This window comes from Streptomyces sp. MAI_2237 (genome assembly GCF_054189285.1).
Genome location: NZ_JAJPGQ010000002.1, coordinates 781,997 through 806,579 on the forward strand (window position 1 = coordinate 781,997; position 24,583 = coordinate 806,579).

At 70.3% G+C, this 24,583-nt stretch carries 18 protein-coding genes and 1 pseudogene; 8 read left to right on the top strand and 11 right to left on the bottom strand.

Going from position 1 to position 24,583, the window contains the following annotated elements:
* Nucleotides 1–8: 8 nt before the first annotated feature.
* From LN251_RS08375 to LN251_RS08385, 3 genes are all read right to left on the bottom strand, one after another.
* The gene (locus tag LN251_RS08375; RefSeq protein ID WP_458243837.1) at nt 9–299 is read right to left on the bottom strand and encodes a hypothetical protein; all 291 of its coding nucleotides are present in this window, start codon (nt 297–299) and stop codon (nt 9–11) included.
* A gap of 202 nt (nt 300–501) precedes the next feature.
* Complete coding sequence (locus LN251_RS08380) at nt 502–1,143, bottom strand: hypothetical protein (RefSeq protein WP_458243838.1); 642 nt, start codon at nt 1,141–1,143, stop codon at nt 502–504.
* Between the two features lie 176 nt (nt 1,144–1,319).
* Nucleotides 1,320–1,559, bottom strand: coding sequence for a chaplin (locus LN251_RS08385; RefSeq protein WP_458243839.1), 240 nt, complete (start codon nt 1,557–1,559; stop codon nt 1,320–1,322).
* Nucleotides 1,560–1,899: 340 nt separating this feature from the next.
* On the opposite strand from LN251_RS08385, the gene LN251_RS08390 reads away from it, so the two are divergent.
* From LN251_RS08390 to LN251_RS08425, 8 genes are read left to right on the top strand one after another with little or no spacing between them, the layout of a single operon-like run.
* Nucleotides 1,900–3,234, top strand: a complete 1,335-nt coding sequence (locus LN251_RS08390) for a glycosyltransferase (RefSeq protein ID WP_458243840.1) — start codon at nt 1,900–1,902, stop codon at nt 3,232–3,234.
* Complete coding sequence (locus LN251_RS08395; protein WP_458243841.1) at nt 3,231–4,658, top strand: exopolysaccharide biosynthesis polyprenyl glycosylphosphotransferase; 1,428 nt, start codon at nt 3,231–3,233, stop codon at nt 4,656–4,658. Before LN251_RS08390 ends, LN251_RS08395 begins: the two co-directional genes overlap by 4 nt.
* Nucleotides 4,659–4,667: 9 nt before the next feature.
* Nucleotides 4,668–6,038, top strand: coding sequence for an O-antigen ligase family protein (locus tag LN251_RS08400; RefSeq protein WP_458243842.1), 1,371 nt, complete (start codon nt 4,668–4,670; stop codon nt 6,036–6,038).
* Complete coding sequence (murJ, locus tag LN251_RS08405; protein ID WP_458243843.1) at nt 6,029–7,930, top strand: murein biosynthesis integral membrane protein MurJ; 1,902 nt, start codon at nt 6,029–6,031, stop codon at nt 7,928–7,930. Before LN251_RS08400 ends, murJ begins: the two co-directional genes overlap by 10 nt.
* Nucleotides 7,920–8,675 (top strand): polysaccharide deacetylase family protein, encoded by a 756-nt coding sequence (locus LN251_RS08410; protein WP_458243844.1) that lies wholly within the window; start codon nt 7,920–7,922, stop codon nt 8,673–8,675. Before murJ ends, LN251_RS08410 begins: the two co-directional genes overlap by 11 nt.
* Nucleotides 8,672–9,823 carry a glycosyltransferase gene (locus LN251_RS08415; RefSeq protein ID WP_458243845.1) on the top strand — a complete coding sequence of 384 codons (1,152 nt, stop codon included), beginning with the start codon at nt 8,672–8,674 and terminating at the stop codon, nt 9,821–9,823. The genes LN251_RS08410 and LN251_RS08415 overlap by 4 nt, the downstream gene beginning before the upstream one ends.
* Complete coding sequence (locus tag LN251_RS08420) at nt 9,820–10,470, top strand: lipopolysaccharide biosynthesis protein (RefSeq protein ID WP_458243846.1); 651 nt, start codon at nt 9,820–9,822, stop codon at nt 10,468–10,470. The genes LN251_RS08415 and LN251_RS08420 overlap by 4 nt, the downstream gene beginning before the upstream one ends.
* Entirely contained in the window at nt 10,467–11,552 is a 1,086-nt protein-coding gene (locus LN251_RS08425; protein WP_458243847.1) for a GNAT family N-acetyltransferase, read from the top strand. Before LN251_RS08420 ends, LN251_RS08425 begins: the two co-directional genes overlap by 4 nt.
* Nucleotides 11,553–11,571: 19 nt before the next feature.
* Here LN251_RS08425 and LN251_RS08430 read toward each other — a convergent pair whose 3' ends face one another.
* The 8 genes and pseudogenes from LN251_RS08430 to LN251_RS08465 all read right to left on the bottom strand — a co-directional run bounded on the left by LN251_RS08430 (nt 11,572) and on the right by LN251_RS08465 (nt 24,562).
* The gene (locus LN251_RS08430; RefSeq protein ID WP_458243848.1) at nt 11,572–12,870 is read right to left on the bottom strand and encodes a glycoside hydrolase family 26 protein; all 1,299 of its coding nucleotides are present in this window, start codon (nt 12,868–12,870) and stop codon (nt 11,572–11,574) included.
* A 471-nt stretch (nt 12,871–13,341) separates the two neighbouring features.
* Nucleotides 13,342–14,355 carry a chaplin family protein gene (locus LN251_RS08435; RefSeq protein ID WP_458243849.1) on the bottom strand — a complete coding sequence of 338 codons (1,014 nt, stop codon included), beginning with the start codon at nt 14,353–14,355 and terminating at the stop codon, nt 13,342–13,344.
* Nucleotides 14,356–14,470: 115 nt separating this feature from the next.
* Nucleotides 14,471–14,698 (bottom strand): chaplin, encoded by a 228-nt coding sequence (locus LN251_RS08440; RefSeq protein WP_458243850.1) that lies wholly within the window; start codon nt 14,696–14,698, stop codon nt 14,471–14,473.
* Nucleotides 14,699–15,104: 406 nt separating this feature from the next.
* Entirely contained in the window at nt 15,105–16,376 is a 1,272-nt protein-coding gene (locus tag LN251_RS08445) for a glycosyltransferase (protein WP_458244153.1), read from the bottom strand.
* A 29-nt stretch (nt 16,377–16,405) separates the two neighbouring features.
* Nucleotides 16,406–17,359 (bottom strand): alpha/beta hydrolase, encoded by a 954-nt coding sequence (locus LN251_RS08450; RefSeq protein ID WP_458243851.1) that lies wholly within the window; start codon nt 17,357–17,359, stop codon nt 16,406–16,408.
* A 497-nt stretch (nt 17,360–17,856) separates the two neighbouring features.
* On the bottom strand, nt 17,857–21,345 hold the full coding sequence (locus LN251_RS08455; protein ID WP_458244154.1) for an SDR family NAD(P)-dependent oxidoreductase: 3,489 nt from the start codon (nt 21,343–21,345) through the stop codon (nt 17,857–17,859).
* Nucleotides 21,346–21,624: 279 nt separating this feature from the next.
* Nucleotides 21,625–22,902, bottom strand: a pseudogene (locus LN251_RS08460) (acyltransferase domain-containing protein); the annotation flags it as partial.
* 4 nt (nt 22,903–22,906) lie between these two features.
* On the bottom strand, nt 22,907–24,562 hold the full coding sequence (locus LN251_RS08465) for a type I polyketide synthase (RefSeq protein WP_458243852.1): 1,656 nt from the start codon (nt 24,560–24,562) through the stop codon (nt 22,907–22,909).
* Nucleotides 24,563–24,583: the final 21 nt, after the last annotated feature.

A 24,583-nucleotide genomic window follows, 5' to 3' on the forward strand; every position in this document is an offset into this window, starting at 1 on the left:
GGAGTGACTCAGTGCTGGAGCGGCAGGCCGCCGAGCAGTCCGCCCTTCTTGTTCAGCGCCCCCGTCGCGCCCTTCACGTTGCTCAGCAGGGAGTCCTTGTTCTCGGTGTCGAGCGCGTTCGACCGGTGCTGCAGCGGCATCACGTCGCGAGGCATGAGGTGCCCGCTGGTGAGCGTGTTCACGGCGCCGTTGAGGCTGGTGGGCGTCACGTCCGAGGCGCTGTAGGCGAACGCGGGCGCGGCGGCGCCGGCGAGGGCGACGGTACCGGCAACGACAGCGGCGGCCTTCAGAGACTTCATCGGATTCCTTTCATCGGGCAACTCACGTCACCAGGGGGATTTCTGACGCCGTGCCCAACGATCCACGTCCAGGAGGGAAACCCCGTGCGCAGAAAACGTCTCTCATCCTCATATGAAAGGCCGCCGAATAGCCGTCGAAAAGCCGCCCGGCCGACCCTCGCTGCGGATCGGTCGGGCGGCCCCCTGAGTTCGCCTCTCGCCGTCACTCGACGGGCAGCGCCGGCGCCGCGGGAAGCGAGGGCGTCGGCACCGGCAGGCCCGGAAGGTCGGCAGCGGGCAGGCGGCCGCCCAGCAGGGTCGCGGTGATGGTGCTGACCAGCCCGGTCACCACGCTCGTGACGGCCGGCACCACCTGGCTGACGTCCCCGGAGGGGATTGCCTGGAGCAGGGCGTCGATCGCCTTGTGCAGCGCGGCCAAGGCGTCGCCGGTGAGGTCGGCGGCGGCCCGTGGCCTGGCGTCCCAGCTTTTCTCGGCGAGCGTCGGCAGGGCGGGCAGCGCCTGGGTCGCGGGTGCCGTGCGGACAGCGGCGGAGACCTTGGCGAGGGCGTCGATGGCGGCCTCGCCGAGCGTGCCGGCGTCGGCGGCCGGGAGCCGGCCGTTGTCGGCCTTGAGGACCGCGTTCAGCAGGTCGGTGACCGGGGTGAGGACGGTGCCGAGGTCACCCAGGCTCTTGACCGGGGTGAGGAGCGCGTCCGCGCCGGGGACAGGTGCGTGGGCCGCGGCCTGGACACGCTGCTCCCGGGCCGACGCGCCGTCGGCCGCCAGGGCGGCCGGTGCGGTACCGACGAGGAGGGCGACGCAGAGTGCGCAGGACGCGATACGCAGTGCGGGCAGACCACGCATGGGGGTTCCTTCCGGTGGCGCAGGGGACCTGTTGGCCACCGTGGGACCGCCCCTCGCGCCCCGCAACTGCACGGCCCCGTTCGGGGCAGCGCGAACCGGCCGCTCGCCCGCGGAGGAACCACGGGAGGGCGGCCGGCGAGGGAGTGCGCGCCTGAAGGCAGCGCCGTCGAGGGACGTCAGTTGTTGACGCACTCGTTGCCGAACACGGGGTTCAGCAGGCCGGTGGTGTCGGTGGAGTTGCCGCAGACGTTGACCGGGTTGTGGATCGGGATCTGGACAACGTTGCCCGACAGCACACCCGGCGAGTGGGCGGCGACGCCGTGCGCGTCGGAGTCGGCGGAGGCGAGACCGGCACCGCCGGCGACCGCCGCAGCGGCGGCTGCGGTAAGGACCAGGCCCTTCGCGATACGCGACATGGAGAGGTGCTCCTTGGGAGTTGACACAACTTCCGGGCGAATACCCGGCGCTGTGTCAACGCGTGACGCGCCAGCGGGTTGTGCCGCCAAAGGGGTGATCCGGCGACAGGCCATAATCCATCAATCCAACCTATTTATCCGACTTCAACCGGTTTATGCCAGCAGTGATTAGAGTCGCGCACCTCCTGACGCAGCCATGCAGCCGGCCGATCGCACGCCTCTCGCTCCCCGGGGTTGTTCGATCTCGGCAGCGCTCCGCGGCTCGGCGGTGACCAGCCGGCCTACCGGCTCGTTCCCCAGCGGGACGCCCGAGCGCCACCCGTGAGCGAGGAACCGCGCAATGCACCTGCCAGCACCCGACCCCCGGCCCCGGGTCCTGCACATCACCCAGCCGGTGGACGGCGGGGTCGCCCGTGTCGTGACGGACCTGACGCGGGCCCAGCTCGCGGCCGGTCTGCACGTCTCGGTCGCCTGCCCCGCGAGCCGCCTCGCCGACGAACTGAGGTCGCTCGGCGCCGACGTACACCCCTGGCGGGCGACCCGTTCGGCGGGCCCAACACTCGTTCGAGAGGTACGCCGACTGGTGCGGGTGCTCGCCGAGGCGCGGCCCGATCTGGTGCACGCGCACAGCGCGAAGGCGGGGCTGGCCGGGCGGCTCGCGGTGCGCGGGTGCGTCCCCACGGTGTTCCAGCCGCATGCCTGGTCGTTCGAGGCGGTCGACGGGGGCATGGCGGCGCTGGCGCTGCGCTGGGAGCGGTGGGGGGCGCGCTGGGCGTCCCGGGTGGTGTGTGTGAGCGAGGCGGAGCGCGCGACCGGTGCGCGCGCCGGGATCGCCGCCCGCTGGGCCGTCGTGCCGAACGGCATCGATCCGGGGCGTTTCCGTCCCGCGGCCGTCGACACCGTACGGGCCGCGCTGCTTCCGGACGTCGATGCGGCGGCCCCGCTGGTGGTGTGCGTGGGGCGGCTGTGCCGGCAGAAGGGGCAGGACGTCCTGCTCGACGCCTGGTACGCCGTCCAGGACCGGCTCCCCGAGGCCCGGCTGGTGCTGGTCGGGGACGGGCCGGATCACGACGAACTGCGCTGCCGCGCACCCGAGTCGGTGGTCTTCGCCGGGGCCGTGCCGGACGCCGCGCCCTGGTACCAGGCCGCCGACCTGGTCGTGCTGCCCTCGCGCTGGGAGGGCATGGCACTCGCCCCGCTGGAGGCGATGGCCTGCGGACGCCCGGTGGTCCTGACGGACGTGGACGGAGCCCGCGAAAGCCTGCCACCAGCCCTGCGGCCGGCCGGCCGACCCCTGAAGAATCCGGCGAACAGGAACCCTGCCCCGGCCCCCACCCCCGGCCCGGGAGCGGGCTCCCGGGACCCGGCCGCCGCCTCCGCTGCGGGCGCCCACGGCGCCCCCGCGACCGACTCCGCGAACCCCGCGGCCGTCCCCACGCCCCGTTGCCTCGTCCCGCCGGGAGATCCGGGCGAACTCGCCGACGCCGTGTCCTCGTTGCTGCTCGATCCGTTGCTCCGGGAGTCGCTCGGGCATCTGGGGCGCCGACACGTTCTGGCCACGCACGACGTGCGGCACGCGGCCGAGGCGGTGGCGGGCGTGTACCGCGACCTGCTCGGCGACGTGTCCGCCGCTGCCGCCGTGCCCTCCGAGTACAGGGAGTCCATCCACTCGTGACCGCGGAAAGTACCGTCCCCTCGCCCGGCGGGCAGCCACGGGACATCGGGTTCTCGGCCGTCTCGGTCATGCCCGCGCGCACCGCCGCGGCCGGCTTCCGGTTCCCGGCCCGCCGCCCTCCGGTGCGCGCCGCCTCCCCGGTGCCGCTGCTCGCCGCCGACGTCACCGCCGCGGTCCTCGGCGCGGTGGCGTTCGCGGGCGTCGAGCAGGGCCCCCTGCTGCTGGCCCTCCTGGTCGCCACGTCGGTGCTGCTGCGCCCGCAGCCCCCGCACTCCGCCCCCGGCGTCCTCGACGAACTCCCGGTCGTGTGCGGCCGGATCGCCGTGACCTGGGCGGCGCTCGCGGCGCTCGTCGCGGCGTACGCCCCGGCGCACGCGCTGTCCGCCCGCACCCTGCTGCTGGGCTTCCTGCTCCAGTCGACGGCGGATTGCGCCAGCCGCGGCCTGGTGCACTGGCGCCGGCGCACCGCCCTGCTCAGCCGACCCCGCACCGCCCTGGTCATCGGCCCGGCGGCGACCGCCCAGCGTGTCGCCGCCGCCGTCCTGCGGCACCCTCGCTGCGGGGTGCGGCCGGTCGGGATCGTGGCCGAGCGCCCCGAGGGCACTGGCGGGCTGCCGGTGCTGACGAGCGGTCAGGAGGTGCAGCGGGCGCTCATCCAGAACGGCGTACGGGACGTGCTCGCCGTCCATCCCTCGGTACGGACCGAGCAGGGACCGCTGCTGCGGGCGCTCGCCGAGTCGGGGTGCACGGTGTGGGAGGTCGACGCGGACTCACCGTCGTACCCGACCCCGGACCGGCTCGCCGGGTTCTCCTGCCGACGGCTGGACATGGGGCAGGGGCCGCGGCGCGGGAGCACGGGCAAGCGGCTGCTGGACGTACTGGTCTCCGGGACGCTGCTGCTGCTGGTCATTCCGGTGCTGCTGGTGTGTGCGGTGGTGCTGCGGGTCAGCGACGGACCGGGGGTGGTCTTCCGGCAGGAGCGTATCGGCAAGGACGGCCGGCCCTTCACGCTGCTGAAGTTCCGCACCCACCGTCCTGTCGACGAGCGCGAGTCGGCGACCCGCTGGAGCGTGGCCGACGAGGCCCGCATGTCCTGGTTCTGCCGCTTCCTGCGCCGTACCTCGCTCGACGAGCTGCTCCAGCTGTGGAACGTCTTCCGGGGCGACATGAGCCTGGTCGGCCCGCGTCCAGAACGCCCCTACTTCGTCGCCCAGTTCAGCCAGCACTACCCCGGTTACGCGGCCCGCCACCGGATGCGGACCGGGATCACCGGGCTGGCCCAGATCAATGGTCTGCGCGGCGACACCTCGATCGAGGACCGGGCGCGTTTCGACAACGCGTACATCGACAACTGGTCGCTGTGGCACGACGTCTGCATCCTGCTGCGCACCGCGGCCGCACTCGTACGGCCGACGGGGAGCTGAGCGACGCCCATGAGCCATGCCCTGTTCCTGCCCCGCGTCCGCGAGTGGCCGCCGGTCCTGCCCGTGCTCGCCGTGCTCGTCCTGCTCGGTCTGCCGCTCACGCCCACCGGGGAGAGCGGCGCGGGTCCCGCGGACGCGGTCTCCGCGCTCGTGGTGCTGTACTGCGCGATCCGTCTCGTACGGGACCGTCGGCGCCCCCTGTCCCGTACGGCCGCCGTGGTGCTGGGCCTTCCCGTGCTGGGGCTCGCGGTCGCCGCGACGGGGGCGTCCTCGCCGGGCACCGCGATCACCGGTCTCGGCCGTTACCTCCAGATCTTCGTCCTGGTGCCCGCCGCCGTGCTCCTGCTCATCCGCGGCCGCCGTGACTTCCGGCTGCTGGCCTGGTCGTTCGTGGGGCTGGCGGTGTGGCAGGGCGCGATCGGGGTCAACCAGTACGTCACCGGGACCGGCGCCTCGTACCAGGGCCAGGACGTCCGCGCGGTGGGCACGTTCGGGCCGACGGACGTGATGGGCATGGCGACGGTCGTGTCCTTCGGTCTGGTGTGCGCGCTGGGTCTTGCGCTGGGCCCGGCCTCGGTACGGCAGCGGATCGTCGCCATCTGCTGCGCGCTCGCGCTGCTCCTCCCACTCGCGCTGTCCTTCAGCCGCGGGGCGTGGATCGCGACGGCGGCCACCTGTGCGGTGCAGCTGGTGCTCGCGGGGGTGCGGCGGGCGCTGAAGGTGGCGGCCATCGCGGTCGCCGCCGGGGTGATCCTGGTCGGCGGTCTCGGGGTCGGGTCGGCGATGCTGCAGGAGCGGATCGACAGCATCACGCGGGTCACCGACGCGCCGGACCGGTCCGTGGCGGACCGGTACGCGATGTGGGCGGCGGCCGTCGGCATGTGGCGCGAACAGCCGCTGACCGGCGTGGGGTTGAAGGGGTTCCCGGACCACCGGGACAGTCACGCCTCGCTGGCCCTGTCCTCGGGCAGCGACACGGAGGGCGCGGGCGCGGCGTACCTCAAGCAGCCGCTGCTGTCCCCGCACAACATGTACCTGCTGGTGCTGGCGGAGCAGGGCCTCGTCGGGGCCGTCGCCCTGGTCGGCGGCTGGCTGGCCCTGCTGGTGTGCGGCCTGCGCGGGCTGTGGCGGGCGCGGGTGCCGGGCACGGGGCTGGACTGCGCCCTGATCGGCACGGGCCTGCTGATCTGGCAGCTCATCGACTTCGCGTACGCGGACATCGGCGGCCCGTCGACGGTCCTGACGGCGGTGGTCTTCGGGGCGGTGGCCTGGTGGGCGCTGGACGGAGCCGACGAGGCCGGGCCCCGGGCCCGACGGTCGCCGGGAGCCGTCGAGCGGACCCTCGGCGGCGCCGAGGAGGCCACGCGCCGATGCCGGTGACACCCCCGGGCATGCCCCGGATCACCCACGTCCCCGGCGCCGCACCGCACCCCGGGACGCCGACGAACCCGGCGGGTGTGCCGGCGGTCCGCTCCTTCGGGGACGCATCGGAAGTCCCGGCAGTGCCGACTCCGACGGACCCGTGGGGTGCCCAGGACCCGACGGATGCACGGTCCTTGGGAAGCGCCCCGCACATCGTTCCCGTAGGCACGCGCAACGCCGAAACCTCCCACGGCCCCGTCGGTCCCCCCTCCTCCCCGATCCCACCGGGCCCCCGCGCCGGCGACGACCAGGAGCCGGGAAGCGGCTCTGGCGACCCGGCTGCTGAGGCATCCACTCCCTCCGGGCGGTTTCTCGCCAAGGCCGCTCTCGTCACCGCCGGGTTGTCCGTCGCCGGGGCGTTGCTCGGGCTGGTGCGGGATCAGGCGTTGGCCCGGTTGTTCGGGGCCGGGAGTCAGACGGACGCGTTCCTGGTGGCGTGGACCGTGCCGGAGTTCGCGGCGACCCTGCTGATCGAGGACGGGCTCGCGTTCGCGCTGATCCCGGCGTTCAGCGCGGCGCTGGCACGGCGGGCGCAGGGCGTTCCAGGCGACCCCGTCCGCGCCCTGGTCGGGGCCACCCTGCCGCGCCTCACGCTGGGCTTCGTCGCCACGGCCGTCCTGCTCATCGTCACCGCACCGCGCCTGGTCGAGGCCCTCGCCCCGGGCCTGCCCCACCCCGCGCTCGCCGTCGACTGCACCCGGCTGACCGCGACCTGCGTGCTCAGCTTCGGACTGGCCGGCTACTGCAGCGCGGCCCTGCGCGCCCACCGCCGCTTCCTCGCCCCCGCCGCGATCTACGTCGCCTACAACACCGGCATCATCACCGGGATGTTCGCCTTCGGCGGCCGCCTGGGCGTGCGGTCGGCGGCGGTGGGCGTCGCGGTGGGCGGATGCCTGATGGTCGCCGTACAACTGCCTTCCTTGAGACGGCAGTTGCGCAGGCGCGCGGAGACGGCGGCCGCCTCCGCCCCCGATCAGGCGCGGCCCATGGAGTTCGCCCTCGTCGCCACCGTCCTGCTCTTCGCCCTGTGTCGGCAGTCGCAGGTGATCATGGAGCGGTTCCTCGCCTCCCGTCTCCCGGCCGGCGCCATCTCGCACCTGAACTACGCGCAGAAGGTCGCCCAGATGCCGATGGTGCTGTCCATGATGCTGTGCACCGTCACCTTCCCGGTGGTGGCCCGCGCCCTGGCCGAGGGCGACACCGAAACGGCCCGGATCCGGGTGGAGCGGGACCTGTCGCTGGCCGCGTGCATCGTGCTCCTGGGCACGGCGGTCGTGATTGCCTGCGCCCCGCAGATCGTCGAACTCCTCTTCCAGCGCGGGGCGTTCACGCCGAGGGATTCGGCGGCGACGGCGGGCGTCATGCGCGTGTACGCCCTCGGGCTCCTCAGCCAGACTCTGGTCGGCGTCCTCGTCCGGTCCTACTTCTCCGCGGGCCACCCCCGCTGGTACCCGGTCGGCGCGATGACCGCGGGCATCGTCGTGACGGCCTGGATCGGCGCCTTCACGGTGCTGCCGTGGGGCGTCGAAGGCATCGCAACCGCCAACGCCGCCGGCATCACCGTCACCGCCGCCCTCCTGCTGGCCGGCATGGGCCGAGGCGGCATCCCGATCCGCACCCGCCGGGTGCTGGCGGAGCTGACCAAGCCGCTGCGCGCCGCGGTGGTGGCGACGGTGGCGGGCGCCTTCGTCGCGCACCACATCGCCGCCCCCGTGCCCGCCCTCGCCGCCGGCTGCCTCACTGCCACCACGGTCTTCCTCCTGCTCGGCCTGGCTCTCGGCGCCCAGGGCCTCGACCCCGCGCTCCACTCCGTACGCACCGTCACACGAAGGTTCTCGCATGGCCGCTGACCGCCAAGACACCGGCAGACGACTCACCCCGGGCCCGGTTCCCTGGGTGGCGATGTACCACTCGGTGGACGCATGCCAGGACGACCCGTATCGGATCACGGTCACCCCCGAGCGGCTGGAGACCCAGCTGCGGTGGTTCAACCGGCGGGGCCTGAGGGCCGTGTCCCTGGCCGAGCTGCTCGCGGCGCGCGCCCGTGGCGAGGGCCGCGACCTGATCGCGCTGACCTTCGACGACGGGTACGCGGACTTCGTCGACAACGCCCTTCCCATCATCGGCCGTTGGAACTGCGGCGCCACTCTCTTCGTCCTGCCGGGCCGGCTCGGCGGCAGCAACGCCTGGGACGCCCGGGGCCCACGCAAGGCGCTGCTGACCGCCGATGGCATCCGGCGCGCGACCGCCGAGGGCGTCGAGATCGGCTCGCACGGCCTCACCCACCTCGACCTGACGAAGGCGGACGACAAGACACTGCGGGCCGAGGTCGTCGAAAGCCGGTTTTTGCTGGAGGAGTTGACCGGCGCACCGGTCGCCGGGTTCTGCTATCCGTACGGGACGATCGACCGGCGGGTCGTCGACGCCGTCAGGGACGCCGGTTACGCGTACGCCTGTGCCATCGACCCCGGCCATCTGACCGGCCCGCACGCCCTCCCGCGCGTCCATGTCGGGCAGAACGACCACGCCGTACGCCTCTTCCTCAAGCACCGGCTGCACCGGCTGCGCCGCCGTCCCGTCGGGGGGACGCGATGAGGGCGCTGCATGTGATCACGGGCCTCGGAGTGGGCGGCGCCGAGCAGCAACTGCGTCTGCTGGTACGGCATCTGCCCGTCGACTGTGATGTCGTCACACTCACCAACCCGGGTGCGGTGGCCGACGGTCTGGCCGCCGACGGGGTGCGGGTCACCCATCTCGGCATGGCCGGCAATCGCGACCTGGCCGCGCTGCCCCGGCTTGTCCGGCTCATCCGCTCGGGCGGCTACGACCTCGTCCACACCCACCTCTACCGCGCCTGCGTCTACGGCCGGCTCGCCGCGCGGCTCGCCGGGGTCCGGGCGATCGTCGCCACCGAACACTCCCTGGGCGACTCGCAGATGGAGGGCCGGCGGCTGTCACGCGGGGTGCGTTCCCTGTATCTCGCCAGCGAGCGGCTGGGCCGTTCGACCGTCGCCGTCTCCCCCACGGTCGCCGAGCGCCTGCGCCGCTGGGGCGTCCCGGCCCCCCGGATCGAGGTCGTCCCGAACGGCATCGACCTGCCCCGCTTCCGCTTCGACCCCGACCGGCGCCGTCGGACCCGCCGCCGCCTCGGCCTGCCTGAGGACGCGTATGTCGTCGGCGGCATCGGACGCCTGGCCCCCGGCAAACGATTCGACGTCCTCGTCCACGCCCTCGCCCGACTCCCCCGCGACCACTGGCTGCTGCTGGTCGGCGGGGGCAGCGAGGAGAACGTGCTCCGCCGTACCGCGCATGAGGCCGGTGTCGCGGGCCGGGTCCTGTTCACCGGCGAACGCCCCTACGTGCCCGACGGCACCCCGGGCCCCGACCTGCCCTCGCTCGCCTCCGCGATGGACGTGCTCGCCTCGCCGTCGCCGGAGGAGGCCTTCGGCCTGGCGATCGTCGAGGCCCTGGCCTCCGGACTGCCGGTGCTCTACGCCTCCTGTCCGGCGATCGAGGACCTGCCCCCGCACCAGACCGCCTCCGCGCGTCGAGTTCCGGGCGGCGTCGAGGAGTTCGCGGCCGCCGTCGCCGCGACCCGCGCGCGGGGCCCCGCTCCACGGACGGCCCCCGAGGCCGCCCGCCACTACTGCATCACCCGCAGCGCCGCCCGGCTCATGGGCGTGTACACGGCCGCGGTGTCCCCTTCGTCGTCCCCGCCACTCCAGGGAGCCCCCTCGTCATGACCGAAACCCTCACCGCCCACCGCCGCCCGGCCGTCACCCGCTCCAGGACCCTGCCGCCCTGGACCCTGATCGCGGCCGGCGTCCTCGCCGGCGGCCTCCTCGGCAGCGGCTACGGCCTGGCGAAGCCGCCGACGTACACGGCCACCAGTTACGTCGTCGCCGTTCCGACCTCGAAGTCCGACCCGGCGTCCGCGCTGGGCTTCGCGCAGGCCTACGGCCGGGTCGCCACCCAGCTCGCGGTGCTCGAGGACGCGCAGGGGTGGGCGGGCGTACCGGTGCGGACACTGCAGTCCAGCGTGCAGGCGGCGACCTCGCCGGACGCGCCGATGGTCGCGATCACGGCCACCTCCTCCCGCCCGGACCTGGCCGCCGACATGGCCAACGCGGTCTCCCGCGCCCTGACCCAGCACTCCACGGACACCAGGAGCGAGACCAACGTCGAGCTCCAGCAGTTCGCCCGGGCCACCAAGCCGACCGCGCCCTCCTCCGCCTCCCCGGCGGTGACCGGCCTGGTCGGCGCGAGCGCGGGCGGGCTGCTCGGCGGTCTGGTGCTGCTGGTCCGGCCCCGCCGCAACGCCGACGGATCCGGACACGCCCTCTCCGTGCCGTCCCCCGCCGTCGCCGCCGAAGCCCACGGGCAGCTGTGACGTACACGACCGAACTGATCACTGAGGAGGCCGTCTTCGCCGGGCTCGGCCCGGAGTGGGGGCGGCTGCACGGCCGGTGCGCCACCGCGACCCCCTTCCAGAGCCATGCCTGGCTGCACTCCTGGTGGCTGTCGTACGGCAGGCGCGGACGGCTGCGCCTGCTGCTCGTGCGGGACGGCGGTGAGCTCGTCGCCGCCGCGCCCCTGATGCGGGTGCGCCGGCCCGTGCCCGCGCTGGTGCCGCTCGGCGGGGCCATCTCCGACTACGGCGACGTCCTGCTGGACGACGGGCGCGGTGAGGACGCGGTCGCCGCGCTCACCGAGGCCCTGTCCGTCTGGGCGCGCACCTCGCTGATCGACCTGCGCGAGGTGCGGCCGGGCGGCGCGGCCGAGCGCGTCTACGACCGCTGGCGCGGACCCCGACGGCGGGTGGCCGACTCGCTGTGCCTGGAACTGCCCGCCGTACCCATGGACGAACTGGTGGCCCGGCTGCCGTCGTCGAAGGCCCAGCGCCTGCGCGCCAAGCTGCGCAAGCTGGACGCGCTCGGCATCGAACGGCATGGGGTGGGCCCGGACGAGGTGGACAAGGCGCTGCGGCGGCTGCTGGAGCTGCACGAACTGCAGTGGCAGGGGCGGAAGGTGACGTCCGAACATCTGCGGGAGCGGTTCCTTGAGCATCTGGTGCGGGCGGTCGGGCCCATGGTGCGCTCGGGGGACGCGGTCGTCACCGAGTTCCGGCTCGACGACGACGTGGTGGCCGTCGATCTGACCCTGCTGTCCCCGCTGCTGGCGGGCGGCTACCTGTACGGCGCCCATCCGTGTCTGCGTGAACGCAGGGCGGACGTGACGGTGATGCTGCTCGACGCGTGCACCCGGCACGCCCGCGGCACGCTGAGCCTGCTGCGCGGAGACGAGCCGTACAAATACCACTGGCGCCCCGAACCCGCCGTCAACCAGCGGCTGTTGCTGGCCCGGCGGCGCACCGCCCCACTGCTGGCCGCGGCCCTTTGCGACGTGGCCGCGCGGCAGCGGAGCAAGGAGGCCGTGCGGAAGTGGAGGGAGCGCGGTGGCGGCGGGCCGTGAGACACCCGCCGCCTCCGGGTCACCTGCTGCGCGACCACCAGTCGAAGCGCAGGCACAGCTTCCCGCCGAGCCAGGACTCGACCCAGTCGCCGAGTTCGACGTGCGAGCAGTTGGCCGGCTGCGTCGGTGTGGGTGTCGGCACGGGGGTCGGCACCGGTGCCGGCTTGGTGGACTGCGGGGTCGGGGTCGCCTTGTCGGTGCGGCCGAAGAGGACGGACCGGTAGACCGCGGACGACCGCGGGTTCTGCCCGCACTCGAAGACGCCGTGCGGGCAGTAGTCGGTGAGCGAGTTGTAGAGCGGCTTGTGCTCGTCCATCCAGGCGAGCATCCGCTTCATGTACTCCGCGTTGTCGCCGTTGCGGAAGAGTCCCCATTCCGGATAGGAAATGGGCTTACCGTGCGATCCGGCGAAGTCCACGTGTGCCTGCAGGCCGTAGGGCTCTTTCACCTGTTCGTCGAACGACATTCCGGATGGCTGGTCGTACGAATCCATGCCGATGATGTCGACCGTGTCGTCCCCCGGATAGCACTGCGTCCAGGGAATGGCGTCCCGGCCGCGGTTCGGTGCGAAATCGAACCGGAATCTCTGGCCCGGCACCGAGCGCATGGTGGTGACGATCCTGTTCCAGTACGTCTTCCAGGTCTCCGGGTCCGGCCCGCAGCGGGAGGTGTACGTGACGCCGTTCATCTCCCAGCCCAGCACGATCACCGTGTCGGGCACCTTCAGCTCCACCAGCCGCTCGGCCAGGGCCCTGAAGTGATGGTCGAACGTGCCGGCCGCGCCCAGTCGCAGCAACCGGCCCACCCGCGCGTCTGAGACGCCGTCTTCGTTGTGGTCGAGCATCGGCACGTTGAGGACGAGCATCCGGTCGTCCCGCTCGGTGCGCCAGTCCGCCCACACGTCCAGGAAACCGGGGGCGCCCTCGATGTCGCTCCAGTGGTTGCCGGGCAGGTAGGTGTGTCCGACGCGCAGGTCGGCGCCGCCCAGCCAGGTGCTGAGCTCGGCCATACGGTCGATGCCACTGGCACCGGAGTCGAGGAAGGCGCCGAACGCGGGCGGGTCCGGGCGGGGTTGCACGGCCGGTGGGGTGACGAGGGCCGACGGGCCGGCGCCGGCGGGCGGTGTGGTGACGACGGCCGGAGGCGTCGGCGGCGGTGGCTGGGTCGCGGGGAGCGCCGGCGTGGGAGCGGGCGGATCGCCGACCCGCACCACCCCCGCGGCGAATCCGGTGCCCGAGGCCAGCACAGCGGACGCGGCCACGGTCACGGCCACGACGGCCAGCACCCGGGACCTGGGACGTCGCTTCTTTCGGTCCATGCCCGCTCCTTTCTGAAAGCCGATTTCTGAAGTCCGGTCACTGACACTCAGTCACATGAACAGGACTTACGCCACCGCCGTTACGGCCGACGAGTGAGAAGAAATTGATGACCGTGTCGCTGTTCGACATTCGCGTCCCCGCCGATCTCCTGCGAATCGACCCGAATCCCTTTCGAGGCGCATGTGGTCGCCGATTCGACGCGAAGTCCCGTTTCCCGATCGCGTTTTGTACGGCAGCCTTACCGCCTCGCGCGCATGGCGCGCCAGGCGCACTCCCCCCTGACGTCCCCCCGACCGACCTGTCGGACGTGAGCGACCGGTCCGACGACGAGAAAGCGGGGGCGATCCCGGCGCCCGGACGGCCCTCACCGAGCGAGACCCCGACGCGGGCGTACCGCTGATCGCCCTTCCCCGCACGGGTGCGGGTGCCGGACGAGAACCCGTCCGGCACCCGGTGCGATCCCCTCGCCGCTACCGCCGGGACGCGGTTCGGCCCCGTCGGTACAGCACGACCCCGGCCACCATCATCGCGGCGCTCGCGCCGGAGGCGGCAAGCATGGCCTGACTGTTGCTGCCGGTGTGGGGCAGCTGGGGCGGCGGGGTGTGATGGCCGCCGCCGGGCGGAGGCGGGGTGTGATGGCCGCCGCCGGGCGGAGGCGGAGTGCTCTCATGGCCGCCGTAGGGAGGCGGGGTGTGATGGCCGCCGCCGGGCGGAGGCGGAGTGCTCTCATGGCCGCCGTAGGGAGGCGGGGTGTGGTGATCACCACCGTACGGGGGCGGGGTGTGGTCCCCTCCACCATAGGGCGGAGGCGTGGTCTCGCCGTACGGAGGCGGCGTGTGGTCCCCCCCACCCTTGGGCGGAGGCGTGGTCTCGCCGTACGGAGGCGGCGTGTGGTCCCCCCCACCCTTGGGCGGAGGCGTGGTCTCGCCGTACGGAGGCGGCGTGTGGTCCCCCCCACCCTTGGGCGGAGGCGTCGTCTCGCCGTACGGAAGCGGCGTGTGGTCCCCCCCGCCCTTGGGCGACGGGGAGTCGTGCCCGCCATCGGGCGTTGACGTGTGGTCGACGTGTCCGGGAGGCGGCGTGTTGTCGACATGCCCGGGTGGCTGGGTTTGGTCGCCGTGTCCGCCATGACCGGTCTCGCCGTACCCCGTGTCGCCGTAGCCGGAGTCCTCGTCGCCGTATCCCGTGTCTTCGCCGTAGCCCTCGTGCGAACTCCGGTGTACGCGATACTTGTGGGAACCCGAGTCGTTCGCACAGCGGTTGCCGAACGCCGGATCGAGTCCGGCGACCGCGTTGACGGAGTTACCGCAGGCGTTGACCGGCACCTCGACGGGGACCTCGACATTGTTGCCGGCCAGGACGCCCGGCGAGCCCTTGACGGCCGCACCCGCCTGCGCGTCGGCAAGGGCGGGACTGGCGTACAGGGACAGGATGCTCGTCGCGGCTGCGGCCGCGACCATTCCCTTGCTCAGGGTCTGTCGCACTCTCGTTGTCTTCCTGCTGGGAGAAGTGGGAAAAGCCGGCCCTGGAACGGAGAGAAGACGTCCAAAGGCCGGCCACGACACAGCCGCAGCGGCTGGTGCGTTGAGCGTTACGTCGTCAGTCGTTGCTGCATCGGTTACCGATCACGGGGCTCAGCAGAGCGGTGACGTTCGTCGCGTTGCCGCACTCGTTGCGCGGAGCGTCGATGGGGATCTGGATCACGTTGCCCGAGAGGAACCCTGGGGAACCGATCGCAACACCCTCGGCTTCGGCGTCCGCGAAAGCCGGGGCGGCCGCACCGAGAGCCATGATCACACCCGCGACGACGGCAGCGGTCTTCTTCATGAGCTTTCCCTTCTCTGCGGTCATGTCCTGGTGACGGCCGAAACCGAGCGAGCACAGATTGAACGGCTCGCACCATGACCTGCAGGCTGCACAACGAGGCATAGACAGCCGGAGAAACCACGGAACACACGCCGCGGGACAATTCACTCGAACGCCCTGTCATGATTCCGCGATTTGCCCCGGGAGGAGTAACAGACGCTTCCCCGATGCGGATCGGAAATCTGAAAATCTGCGCAGGGCGGCTCACCTGGAAGGGGGCCGACCGCCGACGGTGTTGCCGGCGAAGCAGGTGATCCGCATGCCTCGGCCAGCCCTCGCGCAGGCGCCGGCGAGCCGACGTCACCCGTTCAAGGTAGTGGTTCGGCGCGGTTCTATGGCGATGCCTGGTCCGTCAAGTCGCTCGGATCTATAGATAGGTGTTCAGCACGCTGCAAGCTTGGGAAACTCCATTTTCTGCCCTGAGTACCCGGCCAAGCCTCGAGGCCGCGTCGGCGTAAGCCGTACCAGTGAGAATGCGGAGACGTTGGGTGAGGTTGGAAGCCGTCAGACTGCGGGCCGGCAACGGTTTGGGCCCGGCGCCCAGTCCATGCACCCGATCTGCCCAGTAGAATTGATCGCCGAAGAATGGGCAGACAAGCGACGGCTTTCCGGCACGCAGCGCTGCTGCTGTGGTTCCCGCCCCACCGTGGTGGATGATCGCGGCCATCCTCGGAAAAAGCCAGGTGTGGGGTGTTTCCCGCACCGCGAGCATGTCGGGCTCACTCGTTCCGGGCACGCCGGCAAGCACTCCGCGCAGTCCTGCCCGTCGCAGCGCCTGCCGGACGAGGTCGCTGGTGGCCGCGGGATCCTTGGGCGTCATGCTGCCGAACCCGAAATAAACGGGCGGTGGGCCATCGGCGAGGAAGTCCAGCAACTGTCGGGAAGGTTCCCAGGACGGCTCTTCGTGATGCCAGAATCCGGTCACATGGACATTCCTGCCCCAGTCAGGCGGTCTCGGCACGATCGAGGAGCTGAACGCACAGAGCACTGGCGCGCGGCGGATACGACGCATTGAAGCCCGCAAGGACACGGCCGGCAGGCCGAGGCCCTGTCGGCGCCATTCGTCGATGAAGGGACGGAACATGAGCCAGGAACCGGCATCGACCGCGTCAAAACTCAAGCGGTTACCCAAGGAGCCAAGCAGCTTGGCAGCCGGCATCAACGGGTGCGGGAATTCTCTGGTGGGCTGGCTGGGCTGGAAGTGAATGATCGCGTGTGGAACTCGTAGGAACTGGCCGAGGTGAATGCCGAGGAAGCCAAAAGAAGGGGCCAGAACCAAGTCGGCTCCCTTCGCTCCCACCTGTGTCTCTTCGAGCAGATCGGCGATGTGAGGGCGCAATACCCTCCTCATGCCGAGGATGAAGGAAACAGGATTACTCCCCGTTTCCAGAAGTTCTCTTCCCTCTGCTGACTCGATGATCTCCGCGGGATCCGCAACGAGGGGGTGGAAGTCGATCCCGGCCTCGCCGACGAGAGGCGAGTAGCGCACGCTGGCGAGGATGCGGACTCGATTCCCCTGGCGAATCAGCTCTCTGCCCAACGCCAAACAGGGTTGAACGTCACCGCGGGACCCCGCAGCGAAGATCATCACTGTTCGCCCCATGCCATCCCTTTCTCGGCCGGGTCCGCATCGAACCATGACCGACAGGACCTCCGCGGAAAGCTGCACTACTTGAGTGATCTCATCACGGCAGGCCAAATGACGTGCAGTTCTCGCTGCCAATACGGCCAGGCATGCGTGCCCGGCTGATAGAAGTGAGTCGTGACCTCTACGCCCGCCGAGCGAAGCGAAGAGGCGAACTTTTCCATGGGCTTCGGAAGCATCGCTTCAGCCACTGCGCCTACTAGTACCTGATCGTAGCTGCGATGAATGTCCAACGGGCCCGGCACGCCATTTCCTGACGAGAGATGCACGTGCGTGCCCCGGAAAGCGTGCGGCATGGCGGCAGGGTTGTGCGCCTGCCAAACGTCGGAATTCTTGACGGGGTCTCCCCAGACACGTCTGATGTCGATGCCGTCCCTCTGGGAGCCGAGCGCCAGGGCAATTCGGACAGCGGGGTCGTTCAGATCGACGTAGGAACTCATTGCGGCTGCGTACCGGTACATTCCCTGGTGATGTGCCGCGTAGTTGAGAGCGCCGAAGCCTCCCATGGACAGACCGATGATCGCCCTCGAGGAACTGGCTCGGTATGTCCGCTCCATAAGGCGCACCAGCTCACGCGTATGGAACGTCTCCCACCGTGGCTCACCGGCGTGCCAGTCACTGTAATACCCGGCTTTCCCGGCGTCGGGCATCACGACGAGCACATCTGACGACTGCGCCAATTCCTCGATATCGGTCTCACGAGTCCACGAAGTGTAGTCGTCATCACCGCCGTGCAGCATGTACAGGGCTGGGAAGTTTTGCTTCGGACTCTGCGCCCAGTTCTTGGGCAGAATGACCCGGACGGGGATGACACTCTTCATGGCCGGCGAGCTCACCATGAGGTCCTGCGTGCGGGAGTCGATCCTTTTCACGGAAACAATGTGAGCCTCCGGGGCGACCGGCAGGCCGTGATTTCCTTCCGCCGCCGTCGACACTCCCGCGGTCATTAGTAGAGTAAGGAGCGAGAGATATGTCACGCGCCCGAGGCTGCGCGGCCGAAGGCGACCGGCAAAAAGTCTGGCCAAAAGATTCACGCCGCGAAGTCTCCTCGAGATGACATGGAGGTGCCGGGAATGAGGGATTCCAAACCAGACCATGCCTGAATTGCACTACTGAGCACCAGTGGACACACCGGAGGCTGGGCAACAAAAGACCCACGCTCTCGCACACTCCGGGCATATGAAAAGCTCTACCGGTTCCTTTGCTCCCTTGCCGCGGTGCACTCCCCCGGCACACCTTGCCAAAAGGGTGAACATCTGCCCTTGGTTCTTGCGGCATATGCCGAATGTTGCGTCACTGGAGATATCCAACCGGTGGGCAGCCCATACCTCTCGGGGGTGCGGCTTCGGTGGCTGTAGCAAAGCAAGAGGCTACGGTCGCGGCCGAGCCGCGATGGGCCCCTGGGGGTGTTGGATCGCCAGTCGGTGCCACACTTGTGGCACCGACTGGCCGGTTGATCTGCCTCAGACGGAATTTATCCGTGGTCAGCAGGTCGGTGTTCGACCGCCCTGAGGGACTGCGTCAGGTGGCGAGCGATCGTGGCGACGTGCGGCGGATCGATGAGGGAGAGGTGGTCACCCTCAACCGGGACGATCTCGAGGGCGGGACAAAGGGGTGCCCAGCCGAGATCAGCCTCCGGCCTGAGGTAGCGCGGGTCGAGGGCCGTGGTGAGCGGCTGAGCCTGCTGAGCACGGTAGAGGACTACGGGACCGTTGTGCGGCCGCGGTGCGTAGCGTTCACCGACGCGCGCGTCGAGATACGAGGTCCGCTGGTGTTCCATGATCCCAGGGCTCATGTCGAGGCCCGACTCCGCCACCAGGCGCATGACCAGATCGATCTGCTGATCCTCGGGGGTGGCGGCCAGTTCGTCGTACGGCAGTTGAAGGTCATGCCCGTAGGTCTTCCGTACGTACTCGGCGAAACGGCCGAACCGCTCCAGCAGTACGTCCTGCGAGTGCAGGCCGGGCAGAGCGGCGGGAAGGATCGTGTCCACGAGGCCGAGGAAGCCGATGTCCTCTCCTGCTGCCCGCAGCTGTTGCGCCACTTCGTAGGCGAGGCAGCCGCCGAAGGACCAGCCGAGAAGTCGAAACGGTCCGTGCGGCTGGATGTCTTTCACGAGGCCCAGATAGTGTGCCGCTTTCTCTTCCATCGTATCGAGCGTGCTGATCCGCTCCATCCCGTACACAGGCTGGTCAGGCGGCAGGAGTTCCGCCAGCGGCCGATAGACGGAAGTCGGTCCCCCGGCGGGGTGGAATGTGAACAGCGGAGCCTTTGCCGTGCCTGGGCCAGGCTTCCGCAATGTGGTGATGACGGACTCGGCGGCCGGGTTGACTGCCGGCCGAATGAGGTCCGCCACCCCGGCCACAGTCCGCTGCGCCAGGATGTCCGCTGCGGTGATGTCCAGGCGGACATCACCGACTCGGCGCTGGATCGCCTTCACGAGCTGCTCAGCGCTGCCCCGATCTCCGCCGGCCGTCACGAAGTCGGCTCGTACGTCGCTGGGCGGACTGTGCAGGACCTCCGTCCAGGTGCTGGCAACCAGGCGCTCGGCGGCATCCCGCGGTTGGATCGTCGACGGCAGGACGGGATGCGGCCGACAGGTGGGTCTGCTCTGGGGCGAGGACGGCGCCTGCTTATTGCCGTCGCCCAGTCCGAGGTCGCTCAGCAGGGCGTCGGCGACCTCCCGCAGCGTCGCGCCCCGCAGCATGAGGTCCGTGGGCAGGGTGACAGCGAAGTCCTGCTGGACGGCGTTACGGATGCGTACGGCCATCAGCGAGTCAAGGCCGAGCGCTGGAAGAGGGGCCGTCTCGTCGAGGTCAGCAACGCTGAAGCCCATGATGGCAGCTGTGCGTTTGACCAGCCTTTCGAAGACCTTGTCGGCCGCGTCGGCACCGAGTGCTGCGACACCGTCGGGGCCGGCCCAGTCGTCGCCGGCGGTGGTGTCGTCTGTGAGCGTTTCGCAGAAGAAGGGGATGTCGATCATGCCGGGGAATGCCTCGAGCACTCGGCGCGTGTCGAGGTGCACGACACCCGTGTGCGTGCGGTTGCGGACGACGAGGGTCTGCAATGCGTCCAGGCCTTCGGACAAGCTCAGGCTCTCCAGCGCCATGTCGCGCTGGGCAGGGGCGGCGCCGGTGTCGCGCCAGGGACCCCAGGCGATCGAGAGGGCGCGCTTGCCTTGGGCCCGGTGCTGGTACGCCAACGCGTCCAGCCATGCGTTGGCGGCCGCATAGGCGGCCTGGCCCGGCGAACCGAGAAGTGCCGCTGCGGAACTGTAGGAGACCCACCAGTCCAGTTCGTGGCCGCCGAGTGCCTTCTCGAGTTGCAGTGCTCCCGTGACCTTGGGGCGCAGGACCGCGTCGACGTCGGTCGGCGCCAGGTCGGTGATCATCCGGTCATGGAGAACTCCGGCGCAGTGGGCGATCCCGCGCAGGGCGTGCCCTTCGCTGCATGCCCCGTCGACCAGTCGTGCCGCCACTTCAGGGTCTGCGATGTCTCCCTGCACCACAGTGATCGAGGTGGCGCCGCCCGACATCTCGGCGATGGTCTTCTGGGCTTCCGGCGAAGGGGGTCGCCTGCCGTTGAGGACCAGGCGGCCCGCGCCTTGGTCGACGAGGCGGCGCGCCGTCGCCAGGCCCAGGCCCGTGAGACCGCCGGTGATGATGTAGGCACCGCTGCGCCGGACGAACGGCGCCTTGTGCTGCTGTTCCATCAGCTCGGCGCGGGTCAGACGGGCTACGAGACGGGTTCCCAGACGCCAGACGACTTCGTCTTCGAGGCTGTCGCCGAGCAGTTCCTGGACGAGGTCGTCGGCGGAGCCAGGGTACAAGTCGAGGTCCACCAGGCTCGCCCTCAGGCCGGGCTCCTCCAGGCGCAGGACGCGGACGAGTCCGCGAAGACAGGCCAGGCTCGGCACCCCGGCTTCAGCCTGTGACGTCGACACGGCCCGTTCAGTGACCAGCCAGAGTCGCGGTGGTGTGGCAGGGGCATTGGACGCGAGGTGTCTGGCGACCTGTGTGGCTGTCTGCAGCGCTTCTGCATGGTTGGCCTGTGCTGGAGGGGGCAGCAGGAGGACTACGGCCCGGTTGGCATGGCGCTCGGTGCCGGCCAGCCAGTCGGCGAGTACCTGGTCTGTGTGGTCTTCGGAATACGTGCCGGCTGTGGTCTGTACCCGTCGCTGCTTCAGGGCGGTGTGGAGGGCAGTGGTCACAGTGGCGTTCGAACGCGCGGAGGCCTCGTCGCTCAGCACGAGCGCGCTGTCGAGTCGGCCGGGCAGCGGGGCGGGCGACTTTTGCCACTGGATCTCGTAGGTGAACGCTTCTAGTGGCTTCGGTACCTCTGCGCGTTCGGCGCTGTGCAGTTGGACACCTTGGGCCGTGATGTACGTTCCTGACCCGCTCGCGACCACGTTCCAGACCGGCAGGGTGTCGGCCGGAGGCGTCGGTGCGCCGGCAGATGGCGCAGACTTCGGTGCGGTGGGGTGTGCTTGGATGCCGAGGGGCCCGTCTGCCGTGAGGTTGTGAACGTGCATACGGTGCACGGCGACAGGGACAGTCTGGGAAGGATCGCTGCCGGGGACAGCGTCGTGCGCATCAGCCGTGTCTGTTCCGGCCGGCGCGTAGAGCACTGCAGTGAGCGCTTCTTCGACGGCCCGGGAGGCCGATTCCCCCTCTGTGGTCGGTGCCCAGTGGCTGATGAGGGCGGGTTGCGTCCCGGGGGTGTCTTGGGGTGTGTTTTCGGGAGGCTCTCCCAGGACGCGGACCTGAGCTGATGCATAGCGATGCCAGGTGCCGTCGGTGGCGCGGGCGTTGATGGTTGCGACGGCGGCTTCTTCGCCGGGTTCCCACATCACAGTGACGGGTGTGCTGCTGGCGATCGGCAGCCATCCGTGCAGGGCCAGGCCGTCGATCCCCACACAAGCGCTCGCGTCGCAGTCTTGGGCTTCCCGGGCTGCCTCGATCATGATGGCGGCGGCTGCGGGCAGGGTGAGGACCGGGCAGCCGTGGAGGTGGCTTTCGGGAGCGGGGGCAGTCCCGACTCCCAGGTCGGTTTGCCACAGGATGGTGTCGTTGCGCGGATCGTCGATACGCGTGCCCAGCAGGGCGTGGCCGACGTCGGAGGCGGCGGTTGCCCGTCCTGGGCGGCCGAACCAGTAGCGTTTGTGCCGCCACGCCGGAGTGGGCAGGGCGACGCGCGTCCCGACAGGCCACAGGCGCTCTTCGGTCAGATGAACTCCGGCGAGGTGCAGTCGGGTGAGTGCCGTGCGCAGGTCGACTGCCTCATCTCCCTCCTTGCGGAGCAGGGAGATGACCGGTGCCCCGTGTGCGTGGAGCGTTTCGTTCAACGGAACGAGCGCGATGGGGTGGGGTGAGATTTCCAGGAAGAGGTCGTGCCCGTCTGCCGCCGCCGCCTCGACCGCCTGATGAAGGCGCACGGGGCGCCGGAGATTGGCACACCAGTAGTCGGCATCGGCGTGGACGTCTGCGCGGGGGTCTTCGTGCACGGTGGTGTACCAGGGAAGGTCCGCCCGTCGGGGACGCAGCGCTGCCAGCGCGTTGTGGACCCTCGGCAGCACGGGATCGACTGCCGCGGAGTGACCTGCTCCCGCTACCTCGAGGAGCCGGGCGAACACTCCTTGGGCCACCAGTTCTTCCACCAGTGCCTGCACAGGCCGCGCGGGTCCAGCCACGGTGCACCTGAGGGGAGAGGAGTGCACGGCGATGCCGACGCCGGGGTGGCGCGACAGAACCGCTGAGCGGGTCTCGAGCGGAAGCTCGACGGCGGCCATCGCCCCGAGGCCCTGGGCGTCGATGGCGGCCAGTTCTTCGGACCGGCGCAGAATCACGCGCAGACCGTCAACCAGGTCGAGTGTTCCTGCGGTGACCGCCGCACTGACTTCCCCCATCGAGTGACCGATCACGGCGGCTGGCCGCACACCGTAGGCTTCCAGGGTTCGCGCCAGCGCGATCTGCATTCCGAACAGCAGAGGCTGGACGTGGTCGACGTGGGTGGAGGACGGCGACGGGGTCAGCATGCTGCTGAAGGGGAGCCCCGTTTCGGCCAGGTAGACCGGGTCGAGGTCGCGCACGGCTGCGGCGAAGAACATGTCCTCTTGGAGGAGTCTTCTGCCCATGCCCTGCCACTGGGATCCGTAGCCGGAGAACACAAATACCGGCCGCCGGGTAGGGGCCGATCGTCCTGCCGGGTCGTCAGGTGACGGAGAGACGATGCCCGGCAGCTCCTCGCCGCGCGCCAGAGCGGCCAGTAGTGCTGCGGCGTCCTGGCCGGTGCGCGCGGTAATGGCCGCGCACTTGGGGCCTCGCCGGTGGCGGGCAAGCGTGTGCGCGATGTCAACCAGTGCGGGTGCGTCCTCGGCCGCGGTCAGTCGGGCGAGGCCGGCTGCCGCGTCAGCGATGCGATCCGTTGACCGAGCCGAGACGATCAGTACGTGTGGGCCGTCGTGGCAACGGTCTTCCGTCTGCACTCCGGGAAGGGACGGGACAGGCTTGGTGGCGGGTGCCTGTTCAAGAACGACGTGCGCGTTGGTGCCGCCGAAACCGAACGCGGAGACACCGGCCCGCGCAGGCCCGGGAAGGCCGCTCCGGCCAGGGGGTGGCGGCGGTGACGACCCGCAGCCGCAGGGCCGGGAAGTCGATGTGCGGGTTGGGGGTGTGGAAGTGCAGGCTCTGCGGGATGCGCTGATGGTGCAATGCCAGGACCGTCTTGATGAGACCGACGATGCCCGCGGCTCCCTCGAGATGGCCGAGGTTGCTTTTGACCGACCCGATCAGCAGCGGCTGGTCGGCCGGTCGGCCGCAGCCCAGCACAGCACCCAGTGCGCTGGCTTCCATGGGATCGCCCAGGAGGGTACCGGTACCGTGTGTCTCGACGTAGTCGATGCTGTCGGGCTCAACCTGTGCCTGGTCAAGCGCTGTGCGCAGAAGGCTCTCCTGAGCTGCGGGGTTGGGGGCCATGAGCCCCGCAGAGCGTCCGTCGCTGTTGACAGCGGTGCCCTTGATGACGGCCAGGATCGTGTCGCCGTCGCGCTGGGCATCGGCGAGCCGTTTGAGCACGACAACGCCGCAGCCTTCTCCTCGGGTGATGCCGTCAGCGCAGCCGTCGAAGGGCTTGCAGCGTCCATCGGCGGCCAGCGCCCCGGCCTCCTCGAAGGAGGCCGTGACCACAGGAGACAGCAGCACGTTCACACCGGCCGCCAGGGCGGTGTCGCACTCGCCGCTCCCCAGGCTCCGGCAGGCGTTGTGCACGGCGACCAGGGACGATGAGCAGGCCGTGTCGATCGTGAGGCTGGGTCCGTGCAGATCGAAGACGTACGACAGTCGATTGGCGGCGATGCTCCCGGCCGCCCCGGTACTGGTCCAGGGAGTGAGTCGCGAGGGATCAGACGTGGTCAGATGACCGTATTCGAGGGCGCTCAGTCCGACGAACACGCCGGTGTTGGTGCCTTCGATCCCGTGCGCCGGCACTCCCGCGTGGTCCAGGGCTTCGCAGCACACCTCCAGCAGCAGTCGTTGCTGAGGGTCCATGACCTCGGCTTCGCGCGGGGTGATGCCGAAGTAGTCGGCGTCGAAGGCATCGATGTCGTGGAGGAAGGCACCGTAAGGGCTGGTGTCCTCAAGCAGTTTCCTGGCGCCGGGACCGGTGGCGAAATCTCGCCACCGTCTGCTCGGCACCTGCCCAGTAAGGTCACTCCCCGTCAGAAGGTGTCTCCAGAAGGTGTCCGCCCCGCTGATGCCACCGGGCAGGCGGCAGCCAATGCCGACCACCGCGACAGAGCATGGTGCCGAAGGGGCCGTACGAACGTGGTCGTTGTCCGGGCGGAGTCCCTCAGCGAGTGGCTGCTCGGGACATGCTCGTGGCTCCCCGCTTTCGACAGCATCTTGTCGGACGGGACACAGGTGCTGCACGAGACGTTCCATGGTTGGGTGTTCCCACACCAGGGTGGCGGGCAGCGGGCGTTTCAGCAGCCGTTCCAGACGTCCGGCCAAGTCGACTGCGTCACGGGAGGTCAGGCCGTAGGCCGCCAGCGGAGCGGCGGGGTCGATTTCTTCCTCTGGCACCCTGCAGAGGTCACTGACGAGTTGACGCAGGGCTGCCCGCAGCCCCGGTGCGGAGATGGGGTCGTCCTCGGCTTCCGTGGCCGCTTCGGTGTTGGGTTGCATGGTCTCTCCCCGGGTGCTCCG

Coding starts and splice junctions, on each gene's coding strand:
- LN251_RS08430 (WP_458243848.1), bottom strand. CDS start 12,870: ATGGACCGAAAGAAGCGACGTCCCAGGTCCCGGGTGCTGGCCGTCGTG.
- LN251_RS08420 (WP_458243846.1), top strand. CDS start 9,820: ATGACCGAAACCCTCACCGCCCACCGCCGCCCGGCCGTCACCCGCTCC.
- LN251_RS08465 (WP_458243852.1), bottom strand. CDS start 24,562: ATGCAACCCAACACCGAAGCGGCCACGGAAGCCGAGGACGACCCCATC.
- LN251_RS08440 (WP_458243850.1), bottom strand. CDS start 14,698: ATGAAGAAGACCGCTGCCGTCGTCGCGGGTGTGATCATGGCTCTCGGT.
- LN251_RS08455 (WP_458244154.1), bottom strand. CDS start 21,345: ATGATCGAGGCAGCCCGGGAAGCCCAAGACTGCGACGCGAGCGCTTGT.
- LN251_RS08445 (WP_458244153.1), bottom strand. CDS start 16,376: ATGGTTCGATGCGGACCCGGCCGAGAAAGGGATGGCATGGGGCGAACA.
- LN251_RS08385 (WP_458243839.1), bottom strand. CDS start 1,559: ATGTCGCGTATCGCGAAGGGCCTGGTCCTTACCGCAGCCGCCGCTGCG.
- LN251_RS08400 (WP_458243842.1), top strand. CDS start 4,668: ATGAGCCATGCCCTGTTCCTGCCCCGCGTCCGCGAGTGGCCGCCGGTC.
- murJ (WP_458243843.1), top strand. CDS start 6,029: ATGCCGGTGACACCCCCGGGCATGCCCCGGATCACCCACGTCCCCGGC.
- LN251_RS08410 (WP_458243844.1), top strand. CDS start 7,920: ATGGCCGCTGACCGCCAAGACACCGGCAGACGACTCACCCCGGGCCCG.
- LN251_RS08390 (WP_458243840.1), top strand. CDS start 1,900: ATGCACCTGCCAGCACCCGACCCCCGGCCCCGGGTCCTGCACATCACC.
- LN251_RS08415 (WP_458243845.1), top strand. CDS start 8,672: ATGAGGGCGCTGCATGTGATCACGGGCCTCGGAGTGGGCGGCGCCGAG.
- LN251_RS08380 (WP_458243838.1), bottom strand. CDS start 1,143: ATGCGTGGTCTGCCCGCACTGCGTATCGCGTCCTGCGCACTCTGCGTC.
- LN251_RS08375 (WP_458243837.1), bottom strand. CDS start 299: ATGAAGTCTCTGAAGGCCGCCGCTGTCGTTGCCGGTACCGTCGCCCTC.